We start from the raw sequence: 13,589 nt of genomic DNA, 5'->3' as shown, positions 1-13,589 counted from the left end.
TGCCCCTGATGACGAGAGCCGCTCCCTTGAGCGGCTTTTTTCATGGGCGTTCGGGGGCCATTCGCGGCGGCCGGACATAAAAAAACGGCCCCGAAGGGCCGTTTGGCAAGGAGTTGCTCGCTATCAGAGGATGAGACCGCCGAAGAAGAAGCCCAGCGCCACTGCCATGGCGATGGTGGCCACGCCCGGGATGAAGAAGGGGTGGTTGAAGACCGCCTTGCCAATCCGGGTGGAGCCGGTGTCGTCCATCTCGACCGCCGCCAGCAGGGTCGGGTAGGTCGGCAGTACGAACAGGGCGCTCACAGCGGCGAAGGAGGCGATGGCCGCCAGCGGGCTGACGCCCAGTGCCAGGGCGGCCGGCATCAGTGCCTTGGTGGTGGCACCCTGGGAGTAGAGCAGCATGGAGGAGAAGAACAGCACCACGGCCAGCAGCCAGCTGTACTGGCTCAGCAGATCGCCGGCGAACGCCTGGATCTCGACCATGTTGCCCTTCACGAAGACGTTGCCGAGCCAGGCCACACCCAGTACGCAGATACAGGCGGACATACCGGACTTGAAGGTGGGCATGTTGGTGATCTGGGCGGCGTCCAGCTTGCAGAACAGCACCATCAGGGTGGCGGCGGAGAGCATGATGCCCATGATGGCGCCATCGCGGGGGATGGGCGGGCTGGCGATCAGGCCCACGTTGCCGGAGATGGCGGTGGCATAGGCCATCACGGCGACGATGGCGATGACGAAGATGCCGACGGAGAGCTTGGCGTAAGGCTTGAGCTCCACCTTGCTGGTGCCGCGCAGCTTGATCAGGCCCTTGGCCTTGCGCTCCAGGTAGACTTCATCCTGCTCCAGCGGCTTGCCCAGCATGTTCGCCACGAAGGCCCCCAGCAGACAGGCGATGAAGCTGGACGGGATGCAGATGGCCAGCAGGGTCAGGTAGTCGACACCGAGCGGCTCCAGCATGCCGGAGAAGGCGACCACGGCTGCCGAGATGGGCGAGGCTGTGATGGCGATCTGGGAGGCAACGACCGCGATGGAGAGCGGACGGGAGGGGCGAATGCCCTGCTCCTTGGCCACTTCGGCGATCACCGGCAGGGTGGAGAAGGCGGTGTGGCCGGTACCGGCCAGCATGGTCATCAGGTAGGTGACGACGGGGGCGGCGAAGGTGATGTGTTTGGGATTCTTGCGCAGTGCCTTCTCGGCCAGGTGCACCAGGTAGTCCATCCCGCCGGCGAGCTGCATGCAGGCGATGGCGCAGATGACGGACGCGATGATCATGATCACGTCCCAGGGGAGGTAGGTCACCAGCTGATCGCTCGGGATGGGCATGCCCAGACCCCAGGTCAGTACCAGCACCCCCAGACCACCGGCAAAGCCGATGCCGATGCTGCCTATCCGGGCCCCCAGATAGATAGCGGCGAGCACCACAAGTAACTCGATTCCAATCATAGCGAACACTCCATTTTCCAGTTTTTTTAGGTTTTATTAGGCAGAAAGCCAATTCCCGACGGGACTAGCAGGAGGCCGCTCGGGAACTGACTCTATGGGGCCGGGATATACCCGGCCCAGGATTCCGGTTATACGGTGGCTTCGCGGGTGTAACGCTTGGCCTTGTATTGCGGATTCATCAGGTTCTCGATGGAGAGGATCTCGTCCAGTTGCTCGGCGGTCAGCAGGCCGCGCTCAAGCACGACTTCGCGGACGTTCTTGCCGGTCTGGGCGCAGATCTTGCCGACGATGTCACCTTCGTGGTGACCGATGAAGGGGTTCAGGTAGGTCACAATGCCGATGGAGTTCAGCACGTGGTTCATGCAGATTTCCGGGTTGGCGGTGATGCCTTCCACGCACTTCTCGCGCAGGGAGATGCAGGCTTTTTCCATCAGGCTCAGGGATTCGAACATGGCCTGGCCAATCACCGGCTCCATGACGTTCAGCTGCAGCTGACCGGCTTCGGCGGCGAAGGTGATGGTGACGTCGTTACCGAATACCTTGAAGCAGGACTGGTTGACCACTTCCGGGATGACGGGGTTGACCTTGGCCGGCATGATGGAAGAGCCCGCCTGCATTTCCGGCAGGTTGATCTCTTTGAGCGCGGTACGCGGGCCGGAGGAGAGCAGACGCAGGTCATTACAGATCTTGGACATTTTCATGGCCAGACGCTTGATGGCGCCGTGCAGCATCACATAGGCGCCGCAGTCGGAGGTCGCTTCGATGAGATCCTCTGCCGGCACATAGGCACGACCGGTGATCTCGGCCAGACGCTTGATGGCCAGGGCGGAGTACTCGGGCGGGGTGTTCAGGCCGGTACCGATGGCGGTGGCGCCCAGGTTCACTTCCAGCAGCAGCTCCTGGCAACGCTTGATGGACTTGATCTCTTCGCGCAGGGTGACGGCGAAGGCATGGAACTCCTGACCCAGGGTCATGGGGACAGCATCCTGCAGTTGGGTACGACCCATCTTCAGGATGCTCTTGAACTCGGCAGCCTTGGCATCGAAGGCGGCGATCAGGCTTTCCAGGGCAAACAGGGTGGTGTCGGTGCTGTTGACCACGGCCACGCGGAAACCTGTGGGGTAGGCGTCGTTGGTGGACTGGCACTTGTTGACGTGATCGTTCGGGTTGATGACGTCGTAACGGCCCTTCTCCAGACCCATCAACTCGAGTGCTATGTTGGCCAGCACCTCGTTGGTGTTCATGTTGACGGAGGTACCGGCGCCGCCCTGATAGACATCGACCGGGAACTGGTCGAAGCATTTGCCGGTGTTCAGCATCAGGTCACATGCTTCGATGATCTTGTCAGCGATTTCGGGACGTATGGTGCCCAGCTCACCGTTGGCCAGTGCGGCGGCCTTCTTGGTCAGCACCATGCCACGGACAAATTCGGGAACGTCAGAAATCTTCTGAGTGCTGATCTTGAAGTTCTCGACGGCGCGCAGGGTATGCACACCGTAATAGAGATCGTTGGAAACTTCTTTGGTGCCCAGCAGGTCTTCTTCAATGCGGACGTTCTTGATGTCGCTCATTGTAATGCCTCAGAAATCAGATAAATGGAAACGATCCTCACCGAGTGGTCGCGACTTCCTTACGCACATTTCATCCTGAAGCACCACACATCGGGTGGGGCAGTGGGGAACCGATAGCTCCCTGTGCAATGACTGGGATAGATCTTACCTCAATTGAGGTATCTGATATTAGACTTGGATCACTAAATTTGAGGCAACCCCAAATATCTTGTGGTCATTAAACAGATATTGCAATTGAGCGATTAACTTTGACAGAACAATCACTTCAATCACAGTTGGGTGACCAAATATTTCTCCCGAACCCGGGTTGTCTGGCGCCGCGGACTTGAAAAACCGGCATGGCTCCCCATTTTAGTGACAAGAGACCTGCGCGATGACGAGTTGGCATGGGCCATACTCCGCTCACAGCGTGATGGCAGGTTCATTTATTCACCGCACTGAGGTTGCTATGGGCAAGTTGTTACTGTTGTTGGTTGGCCTGGTATTGCTGGAGCTCACCGTGATGATAGAGGTGGGCTCGGTGATAGGTGCCTTGCCGACCGTGGGCCTGCTGGTGCTGACCGCGGTGCTGGGTTCTTCCCTGGTGCGCAGCGAGGGGATCAAGACCCTGTTCAGCGCCCAGCAGAAGATGCAGCAGGGTGAGATGCCGGGCCGCGAGGTGATGGGGGGCATGATGCTGGCGCTGGCCGGCCTGCTGCTGATCATTCCGGGTTTCGTGACCGACTTCTTCGGCATCCTGCTGCTGCAGCCCTGGTTGCGTAACAGACTGGCCGACAAGCTGGTGGGCAGCAGCCAGTTCAGGATGCAGATGGGGGGCTTCCAGGGGCAGCAACCGCCGTTCGGGGCGCGCCCTGGCGAGGGGCAGCCGGACCAGGTCAAGGGGGGTGGAACCACAATTGAAGGCGAATTCGAACGCAAGGAGTGAGTGAACGGAGTCTGCCGCCATATCGGGGGCCTCGCCGTCAGGGGTGGACCTGATGGCAGAGCCCCTCAAACCTGCGGTGGGCGTAGCCCCAGGCCAGCAGCCCCGCCGCCAGGTTTGCCAGCAATATCCCCAGATAGATCCCCTGTTCTCCCCCCAGCTTTGCCCCCAGCCAGGCCCCTGGCAGCAAGAAGACGAACAGCCTCATGCCGTTGAAGACGAATGACACCGTCGAGGCTCTGACACCGTTGAGGGCCGAGGCCAGCAACATCACCATGCCCTGAAAACCGTAGCCGATGGGCACCAGATGCAGGTAGAGCACGATCAGCCGAACGACCTGAGGGTGATCGCTGAACAGGTTGGCGATGAGAGGCGCCAGCAGCCAGACGAGGCCGTAGATGGCGAGCTGGAACAGCAGGGCGAACCGCATGCAGAGCAGCAGGGCGGCCCTGGCCCTCGCCGGATTGCCCGCCCCGCAGTTCTGCGAGACGAAGGGGGCCAGCACGGAAGAGAGCGCCATCATCACGATCAGCAGCAGCGCCTCCACTCTGGAGGCGGCGCCATAGGCGGCCACCACCTCGGTACCCAGGCCGGCGAAGATGACCATCAACACGGCGTTGGCCAGCGGATTGAGCATGTTGGTAAACGATGCGGGCACGGCCACCTGCAGCAGGGCGCGCCAGTGGGCCAGCAGACGCGGGCGAGGGGAGAGGCGCCATGACAGCAGTTGCTCCCGCTTGCGCAGTATGTGCAGGCTGACCAGCATGGCTATCAACCAGGAGAGGGAGGTGGCGATGGCGGCGCCGCGGATGCCCCATTCGGGGAAAGGGCCGGGCCCGAAGATGAGCAGGGGATCCAGCACCCCGTTGACCAGGCCGGCCACCCCCATCACCAGGCTGGGGGTCTTGGTATCCCCAGTGGTCCGGATGGCGGCATTGCCGACCATGGGGATGACCAGCATGGGCACGGTCAGATACCAGATCAGCATGTAGTCGTGGATGAGGGAAATGAGCTCGGCGCTGGCGCCCAGCAGGGTAAAGAGGGGTTCTATGGTCAGCGCCCCCAGCACGGCGAGCAGGGTCACCAGGATGACGGCGAGGAACAGGCAGTCGGTGGTGATGCGGGCGGCCTCGTCGTGACGGCCCTGACCCAGGGCATGACCGAGCAGGGCGCACAGTCCCGCTCCCAGCCCCATGGTGAGGGAGGTGACCACGAAGGTGACCGGAAAGGTGAAGCTGATGGCAGCGAGTGCTTCCGTACCCAGCATGCCGATAAAGAAGGTATCGACCAGGTTGAAGGCGAGGATGGCAACGATGCCGAGGATCATGGGGCCCGTCATGCGCAGCAGCACTGGCGTCATGGGCTCGGTCAGCATGGGATTTGGTCGGCTCAAGGCAGGGTCTCTATGTGCTCTGGGCCGAAATGCTGGCCGTGTCCATCCGCCTTCCTGATTGGGGGTGGGTGATCCATCGAAGATACTCATAGTACGTGAAAATATTTTTTTTGTATTTGCCCTTGAAGGGCTACCCAAATTGCCCCAGATCAGGGGCATAACAAATTTGGCCGACTGCGGCCATTCCTCAAGCAACACAGAGACTCATTTTGGGAGAGTTATCGATGAAAATTCGTCCACTGCACGACCGCGTCATCATCAAGCGCATCGAAGCTGAAGCCAAATCCGCTGGCGGCATCGTCTTGACTGGCACTGCGGCCCAGAAGTCCACCCGTGGTGAAGTTCTTGCCGTGGGGACTGGCCGAATTCTGGACAATGGCGATGTCAAAGCCCTCGCCGTCAAGGTGGGTGACAAGGTGATCTTCAACGAAGGCTACGGCGTGAAGACCGAGAAGCTGGATGGCCAGGACGTGCTGATCCTGTCCGAGACCGACATCCTGGCGATTGTCGAAGAGTAATCACCTCCCCCTTTTCCCGAATTGATTTAAGGACTGAAGAACATGGCAGCTAAAGAAGTTAAGTTTGGCAACGAAGCCCGCATCAAAATGCTGGAAGGCGTCAACATTCTGGCCGACGCCGTCAAGGTGACCCTGGGCCCGAAAGGCCGCAACGTGGTACTGGACAAGTCCTTCGGCGCCCCGACCATCACCAAGGATGGGGTCTCCGTTGCCCGCGAGATCGAGCTGGAAGACAAGTTCCAGAACATGGGCGCCCAGATGGTCAAGGAAGTCGCTTCCAAGGCCAACGACGCCGCCGGTGACGGTACCACCACTGCTACCGTACTGGCGCAAGCCATCGTCAACGAAGGCCTGAAGGCCGTTGCCGCCGGCATGAACCCCATGGATCTGAAGCGCGGTATCGACAAGGCCGTTGTGGCCGCCGTCGCCGAGCTGCAGGCCCTGTCCCAGCCCTGCGCCGACAACAACGCCATCGCTCAGGTCGGTACCATTTCCGCCAACTCCGACGAGAAAGTGGGTGCACTGATCGCCGAAGCCATGGACAAGGTCGGCCGTGACGGCGTGATCACCGTAGAAGACGGTCAGGGTCTGGAAGACGAGCTGGCTGTCGTCGAAGGCATGCAGTTCGACCGTGGCTACCTCTCTCCCTACTTCATCAACAAGCCGGAAACCGGCTCCGTCGAGCTGGATGACCCCTTCATCCTGCTGGTGGACAAGAAAATCTCCAATATCCGCGAAATGCTGCCGGTGCTGGAAGGCGTGGCCAAGGCGGGCAAACCGCTGATCATCGTGGCCGAAGACGTGGAAGGTGAAGCGCTGGCGACCCTGGTGGTCAACACCATGCGCGGCATCGTGAAAGTGGCTGCCGTCAAGGCGCCTGGCTTCGGCGACCGTCGCAAGGCCATGCTGCAGGATATCGCCATCCTGACCGGTGGTACTGTGATCTCCGAAGAGGTGGGCATGGAGCTGGAAAAAGCGACCCTGGAAGATCTGGGCCGTGCCAAGCGCATCGTCATCACCAAAGAGAACACAACCATCATCGATGGCGTGGGTGATGCTGCCCTGATCGAGAGCCGCGTGGCTCAGATCCGTCAGCAGATCGAAGATACCTCTTCCGACTATGACCGTGAGAAGCTGCAAGAGCGCGTGGCCAAGCTGGCCGGCGGTGTTGCCGTCATCAAGGTTGGCGCTGCCACCGAAGTCGAGATGAAAGAGAAGAAAGCCCGTGTTGACGATGCCCTGCACGCCACTCGCGCTGCCGTAGAAGAGGGCGTAGTTGCTGGTGGTGGTGTGGCGCTGGTGCGCGTGGCCGCCAAGCTGGCCTCTCTGCGTGGCGACAACGAAGACCAGAACGTGGGTATCAAGGTCGCCCTGCGCGCCATGGAAGCACCGCTGCGTCAGATCGTCATCAACGCCGGTGAAGAAGCCTCCGTCATTGCCAACGCCGTGAAGAACGGTGAGGGCAACTTCGGCTACAACGCCTATACCGAACAGTACGGTGACATGCTGGCAATGGGTATCCTGGATCCGACCAAGGTGACCCGTTCTGCCCTGCAGTTCGCCTCTTCCATCGCCGGCCTGATGATCACCACAGAGTGCATGATCTCCGAGCTGCCGAAGAAAGATACCCCGGCCATGCCTGATATGGGTGGCATGGGCGGTATGGGTATGATGTAATTCCGTCATAGTCATCAAACGGCTCGCTTTTGCGGGCCGTTTTTTTTAGTGCTACTAAGCTGAAGTTGTTGATAGTGAAATGATCTGAGGTGAGCATGCGAACATTAGGCCTGATCCCATTACTGTTATCCCTTGTCGTCCCCACCATGGCATTGGCCGCTCCCGAGGGGCCTGTGATCCTCAAGGTGACGGGGAATCTGGATCCCGCAAACCCGGCTGCTGGTGAGGTCGCCTTCGACATGGCCATGATCCAGGCCCTGCCACAGCATGAGATAGTAACGAGCAATCCCTGGGTGGATAAACCGCACAAATACGTGGGACCCAAGCTGGCGGACGTGCTGACGGCGGTGAAGGCCAACGGCAAGAGCATCACGCTCACCGCCTTGAATAGTTTCCAGATCCGGATCAACTGGGATAAGGTCAGGCAATACGATCCCATCTTGGCCTGGCAGGATGATGGGGTGACCATGCGGGTTCGTGACAAAGGGCCGCTCTGGTTTATCCTGCCGCTGGATCAGCATCCCGAACTCAAGCGATCCGAGTTCACCGACATGATGATCTGGCAACTGAGCGCAATCGATATTCAGCAGTAAAGACGGTGACTTGCGGGAGTACTGGGTGAAAGCGAAGACCAGGGCCTGGCCCTTACTCGGCGTTCTTTATCTATCCATTCTGTTATTCACGGGTAGCACGCTGTATTGCCTGGTGCAGATACAAAATGCGACCCGGGTGATGGAAAAGTACACCTATGACGTCTCCTGGGCATTGATGCAGCTACAGCTCGAGCTGGGGCGCTTTCTCAATGCCGTCGAGATCTACCATTACGGCGGCATCGACCATGAGACCCTGCTGCTGCGCTACGACATCCTCTGGAGCCGGACGCCGATCCTGCTGAGCGGACAACTGCGCAAGAGCCTGTCGGACAATCCGAAGACGCTGCGGCTGGTTCAGCTGACCGAGAGCAATATCCGCAAGCTGGAGCCGGAGCTGACCAGGCTGAAGCCGGGGATGCCGGACTACCAGCAGATCATGATGACCCTTGCGCCCTTGCAGGAGCCGCTTTCTTACTCTCTCGCCTCCATGATGCAGAAGAACATCAACGTCTATTCGGGCAATGACAAGCGCTTCGGTCAGCTGCGCGATGCGTTGCTGTTCATGGTGTTGGGCCTGGTGATATCCGTCATTCTGCTCAGCGGTCTGCTGGTGCGTGAAGCCAGGCGTCATTTCAGAACGGCCCGGGTCGATCCGCTGACCGGACTGGCCAACAGGCTGGCCTTGCTGGAGAAGATGGAGTCCTATGTCAGCCGTGATACCCCGTTCGGATTGGTGCTGATCGACATCAACGATTTTCGGGACATCAACAGCAAGTTTGGCTACAGCACAGGTGACATACTGCTGCAGGAGCTGGCCAAGCGGCTTCGTGCCCTGTGTGAAAACGGCGAGTGGGTGGCGCGTCTCGGGGGCGATCAGCTCGCCATGCTGCAACGGGACAGCAGCGACCTGCGTCAGGTCAGGGAGCTGGTGGCGAGGGTGCTCCACGCCATCAAGCAAGACATCATCATCGACAGCTACCCCTTCCGGTTGGAGGTGGGAATAGGCATCGCCTTCTTCCCCACGGACAGCAACCAGACCCAGGAGCTGCTGAGCCGGGCGGAGCAGGCGCTGTTCCACAGCCGCAAGACCCATGTGCCTTATGTCATCTATGACAGCTCCCTGCTCAACGAAACCGCCAGGCGCAAGCACCTTGCCTCCGACATGGTGATGGCGCTGGAACACAATGCTCTGGAACTCTATTACCAACCCATCGTCAACCTGGAAAGCGGTCGCTGCGAGGCGGTGGAGGCGTTGCTGAGGTGGCGTCATCCCGAGCTTGGCTTCATCCCGCCCAACGAGGTGATCCAGGTGGCGGAAGAGTTCCAGCTTGCCGAGAAGCTGGGGAGCTGGGTGCTGAACACGGCGTGCGAGCAACTCCACCAGTGGCAGCACCTGGGGTTGGTCGATCTGCAGATGTGCGTCAATATCTCCCCTGGCATGTACCAGCGCAACTTGTTGAAGTTGGTGGCCAAGGCGTTGATGGAACACCATATTCCCGCATCCTGCCTGGTACTGGAGGTGACGGAAGACACCACAATGCGCGAGGTGAAGAACTCGCTGCAGCTGATGCAGGATCTCAGTCAGCAGGGGGTTCACCTGGCGTTGGATGACTTCGGGACCGGTTACTCCTCTCTCAGCTATTTGCAGAAGCTGCCGGTGAGCAAGGTGAAGATAGACAGATCCTTCATCCAGGGCATAGACACCTCCATAGAGGCGGCCGAGCTGGTGGCCAATATCTGCCGCATGGGCTCCATGCTGGGCAAGAAGCTGGTGTGTGAAGGCATCGAGACTCAGGGCCAGCTCGACGTGCTGCGTTCATTGACCGACATCCATCTCTACGGACAAGGCTATCTGTTCAGCCGTCCGGAGCAGGCGTCCAAGGCCTATCAGACCCTGCTGGAGATGGAGGAACGCTGGCTGGCACGGCGTGCGCCGGACAAGGCATATCTGCTCTGAACGATATGACTCATGTCTGCCATGTTCTGGCCGATAGTGTTTAGGCAGGAGGTACACAATGGATATTTCTAGCTCTGCAAATGCGTCGTTTGGTTCTGCACTGATGGTGGCCAACCTGGCCAAGAAGCAGCAGACCCAGGAGGGCGAATCGGCTTTGAAACTGCTGGCAACAGCAGCTCAGTCCGCTCCGGCAGCGCCGACATCGGCCAGCGCTTCCCTTGGAAGCAGGATCGATATTCGCGTCTGACCCCAATGAAAAAGCCCCCATCTCGCGATGGGGGCTTTTTTATATCTGCGATTTGCTTCGCATCCCTTCGGATCAGAGCGGGAAGGGGGCCGGCGCCTCGAAGGTCATGCGCTCGCCGCTGCGAGGATGGCTGATGGTCAGGCTGGCCGCATGCAGGTAGAGATGGGGCGCCGCCGCCAGCGCATCCGGATGGGCGTAGAGGTTGTCACCCAGAATGGGGTGCCCCAGCTCCAGCATATGGACGCGCAGCTGGTGCGAGCGACCTGTGATGGGGGTCAGCTTGATCAGGCTGTTGCCGTCCTCCACCTTCAATTTTTCCCACAGGGTCAGGGCGTGACGCCCCTCCTCGTGATCCACCTTCTGTTTCGGGCGGTTGGGCCAGTCGACGCAGAGCGGCAGGTCAACCTGACCAGAGCCTGCTTCCGGCTCGCCCCACACCCAGGCGAGGTAGTGCTTCTCGGTCTCACGCTCGCGAAATTGCCGACTCAGCTCCCGATGGGAATTGGGATTGAGGGGAATGACAATGACGCCAGTGGTGGACATGTCGAGGCGATGGGCAGCCGCTGCCTTGGGGTGCTGCTGCTTCACCCGATGCAGGACGCTGTCTTCATTCTCGGGGCCGCGCCCGGGGACGCTCAGCAGGCCAGTGGGCTTGTTGACCACCATGATGTCCTTGTCCTTGAACAGGATATCGAGCCAGGGTTCCAGAGGCGGTGAGTATTCAAACATAAATGTCTCGCATCAGAAGGTGGGGGCAAGCCCCCATCAGTTATGAGTAACCACAATCATAAAGGGCATGACATCCAGCATGAGCCGGTCATGTCTCTTCAGTATCGCGTCAGTTATGGGTGACCACGATAAAGCGGATGGCATCCAGCTTGAGTTGGGTCTGATCGATCAGGTGGTGCAATTCTGCCTGCAGATTGCGCAGATAATCCAGTTCGCTGTCGCGCACGTTCGGGTTGACCGCCTTGAGCGCTTCCAGACGATCCAGATCTTGCTGCAGGGTCTGCGCCATCTGGGCACGGGCCTTGTCGACAATCCCGGCTTTCAGCTCGTCGGCAATGGCCTGACCCTTGCCAATCAGACCGTGGATCACCGGCTGGGAAGCCGTCACCAGCTTGCTGCCAAGGTGGCGGTTGACCGGGGTCAGCTGGCGGTTGAAGGCATCGAACGCCACCTTCTCACCCAGGTTCTGGCCGTTCTTGTCCATCAACAGACGGATCGGCGTCGGCGGCATGAAGCGGTAGAGCTGGGGATGGGCCGCAGACTCGGCGACGAAGATCAGCTCAAGCAGGATGGAGCCGATAGGCAGCGCCTTGTTCTTGAGCAGTGCGACCGAGGTGGCACCGATCTCGGAGCCCAGGATCAGGTCGATACCGCCGCGCATCATGGGGTGATCCCAGGAGAGCAGCGCCATGTCGTCCCGTGACAGGGCGGTGTTGCGATCGAAGGTGATGGTCATGCCATCTTGTGGCAGGCCCGGGAAGCTGGAGACCAGCATGTGATCCCCCGGGGTCAGCACCAGCGCGTTCTCGCCCCTGTCATCCTGATTGACGCCGATCTCGTCGAACATCTTGAGGGCGAAGGAGATCATGCCGGTGTCGTCATCTTCGGCGGCCAGCTTGTCGACCAGCTGCTGGGCGGCGGCGCCACCACTGGAGTGGATCTCCAGCAGGCGATCGCGACCCTGTTCCAGTCGGGCCTTGAGCGGCTCGTGCAGTTCGCGGGTCTTGACCAGCAGGGCGTCGAGAGTCGCCTGATCGCCGGTGTTGGCGGCCAGCAGCTCGAACAGCTCGTCACGCACCGCTTCGAATACCGGGCGGGCAGTCGGGCAGGTCTGCTCGAACGCATCCAGACCATCGTGATACCAGAGCTGCAGGGCGCGCTGAGCAGTCCCTTCCAGATAGGGCACGTGGATCTCGACGGTATTCTGCTGACCGATGCGATCGAGACGGCCGATACGCTGTTCCAGCAGATCCGGATTGAGGGGCAGATCGAACAGCACCAGATGGCTGGCAAACTGGAAGTTGCGACCTTCTGAACCAATCTCGGAGCAGAGCAGCACCTGAGCGCCACCCTCTTGCTGGGCGAAATAGGCGGAGGCCTTGTCTCGCTCGAGGATCGACATCCCTTCGTGGAACACAGCACCACGGATCCCTTCACGGGTACGCAGCGCCTCTTCCAGCGCGATGGCGGTAGCCGCTTCGGAGCAGATCACCAGCACCTTCTGCTGGCGGGCAGAGAGCAGCAGCTCCAGCAACCATTCGACGCGGGGGTCGAACTGGGTCCAGGTGGCGTTGTCGCCTTCGAACTGCTGGAAGATCTTCTCGGGGTAGAGGTAGCGCAGGGCACGGGTCTGCAGATCGCCACCATTGCCGCCCATCATGCCCATCACCTTGATGGCTGTCTTGTACTGCTCCGGCAGCGGCATGGGGTAGACGTTGAGGTGACGCTCGGGGAAGCCCTGAATATTGGCGCGGCTGTTACGGAACAGCACCCGGCCGGTGCCGTGCTGATCCAGCAGCTTGGCGACCGCCTGCTGACGGGTGGCGGCATCGCTCATATCCAGTCCTTCAAGCTGGCTGGCGAGGATCTTCCTGGCTTCATCGCTCAGGGTCTCGCCATCCAGCAGCTCTTGCGCTGCGCTGGCGACCTGACCATAGGCCTGCTCCTCGGCGAGGAAGGCGTCGTAGTCGTAGAAGCGCTCGGGATCGAGCAGGCGCAGACGGGCAAAGTGGCTCTGGTGACCCAGCTGATCCGGGGTGGCGGTCAGCAGCAGGACGCCAGGCACCTGTTCGGCCAGCGCTTCCACCATTTCGTAGGCGCGGCTCGGCGCCTCTTCGCTCCACTCCAGATGGTGTGCTTCGTCGACGACCAGCAGATCCCACTCGGCTTCCAGCACCTGCTCGAAGCGACGACGCTTCTTGCGCAGGAAGTCGAGGCTGCAGATCACCAGCTGTTCGGTCTCGAAGGGGTTCTCCGCATCGGCGAACGCCTCGATGCAGCGCTCCTCGTCAAACAGGGAGAAGTGCAGGTTGAAGCGGCGCAGCATCTCGACCAGCCACTGGTGCTGCAAGGTTTCGGGCAGCAGGATCAGCACCCGATGGGCGCGACCGGAGAGCAGTTGCTGATGAATGACCATGCCCGCTTCGATGGTCTTGCCCAGACCTACCTCGTCTGCCAGCAATACGCGCGGTGCGTAGCGGTGACCCACTTCATGGGCGATATAGAGTTGGTGCGGGATCAGGCTGACCCGGCCACCGGC

11 protein-coding genes (1 of these 11 cut by a window edge) are annotated in these 13,589 nt (G+C 60.3%); 6 read left to right on the top strand and 5 right to left on the bottom strand.

The genetic code is table 11. The features are described from left to right. Positions 1-123: 123 nt before the first annotated feature. Both WIR04_RS17415 and aspA read right to left on the bottom strand, forming a co-directional pair. Positions 124-1,443: an anaerobic C4-dicarboxylate transporter gene (locus WIR04_RS17415; protein ID WP_338888599.1), complete on the bottom strand. Its 1,320-nt coding sequence runs from the start codon at positions 1,441-1,443 to the stop codon at positions 124-126. Between the two features lie 128 nt (positions 1,444-1,571). Continuing rightward, complete coding sequence (aspA, locus tag WIR04_RS17410; RefSeq protein ID WP_025325742.1) at positions 1,572-3,014, bottom strand: aspartate ammonia-lyase; 1,443 nt, start codon at positions 3,012-3,014, stop codon at positions 1,572-1,574. A gap of 448 nt (positions 3,015-3,462) precedes the next feature. Here aspA and WIR04_RS17405 point away from each other — a divergent pair, with 448 nt between their 5' ends. After that, complete coding sequence (locus WIR04_RS17405) at positions 3,463-3,939, top strand: FxsA family protein (protein ID WP_025325743.1); 477 nt, start codon at positions 3,463-3,465, stop codon at positions 3,937-3,939. Positions 3,940-3,976: 37 nt separating this feature from the next. Here the strand turns inward: WIR04_RS17405 and WIR04_RS17400 are convergent, their stop codons facing one another. Then, a complete protein-coding gene (locus tag WIR04_RS17400) occupies positions 3,977-5,311 on the bottom strand; it encodes an MATE family efflux transporter (RefSeq protein ID WP_338892623.1) in 1,335 nt (444 codons plus the stop codon). Between the two features lie 242 nt (positions 5,312-5,553). Here WIR04_RS17400 and WIR04_RS17395 point away from each other — a divergent pair, with 242 nt between their 5' ends. From WIR04_RS17395 to WIR04_RS17375, 5 genes are all read left to right on the top strand, one after another. Next, on the top strand, positions 5,554-5,847 hold the full coding sequence (locus tag WIR04_RS17395) for a co-chaperone GroES (RefSeq protein ID WP_005309514.1): 294 nt from the start codon (positions 5,554-5,556) through the stop codon (positions 5,845-5,847). Between the two features lie 42 nt (positions 5,848-5,889). Then, positions 5,890-7,524, top strand: coding sequence for a chaperonin GroEL (gene groL / locus WIR04_RS17390; RefSeq protein WP_025325745.1), 1,635 nt, complete (start codon positions 5,890-5,892; stop codon positions 7,522-7,524). A gap of 95 nt (positions 7,525-7,619) precedes the next feature. Then, a complete protein-coding gene (locus tag WIR04_RS17385) occupies positions 7,620-8,117 on the top strand; it encodes a molybdopterin-binding oxidoreductase (RefSeq protein ID WP_338888595.1) in 498 nt (165 codons plus the stop codon). Positions 8,118-8,142: 25 nt separating this feature from the next. Further along, complete coding sequence (locus WIR04_RS17380) at positions 8,143-10,074, top strand: putative bifunctional diguanylate cyclase/phosphodiesterase (RefSeq protein WP_307766010.1); 1,932 nt, start codon at positions 8,143-8,145, stop codon at positions 10,072-10,074. Between the two features lie 58 nt (positions 10,075-10,132). Then, complete coding sequence (locus tag WIR04_RS17375) at positions 10,133-10,321, top strand: hypothetical protein (protein ID WP_338888593.1); 189 nt, start codon at positions 10,133-10,135, stop codon at positions 10,319-10,321. A 72-nt stretch (positions 10,322-10,393) separates the two neighbouring features. On the opposite strand, the gene rluA is transcribed toward WIR04_RS17375, so the two are convergent. Next, positions 10,394-11,050: a bifunctional tRNA pseudouridine(32) synthase/23S rRNA pseudouridine(746) synthase RluA gene (rluA, locus tag WIR04_RS17370; RefSeq protein WP_307766011.1), complete on the bottom strand. Its 657-nt coding sequence runs from the start codon at positions 11,048-11,050 to the stop codon at positions 10,394-10,396. Positions 11,051-11,159: 109 nt separating this feature from the next. Beyond that, positions 11,160-13,589, bottom strand: the 3' portion of a protein-coding gene (gene rapA / locus WIR04_RS17365; RefSeq protein WP_338888588.1) for an RNA polymerase-associated protein RapA. It continues 438 nt past the right edge of the window; 2,430 of the gene's 2,868 nt are visible here — the last part of the coding sequence; the start codon falls outside the window, past its right edge — the gene reads right to left on this strand; the stop codon is at positions 11,160-11,162.

It is taken from the genome of Aeromonas rivipollensis (genome assembly GCF_037811135.1).
Classification (GTDB): domain Bacteria; phylum Pseudomonadota; class Gammaproteobacteria; order Enterobacterales; family Aeromonadaceae; genus Aeromonas; species Aeromonas rivipollensis.
Note: the sequence above shows the minus strand (reverse complement) of the source record. Positions and strands in the feature narration are given on the sequence as shown.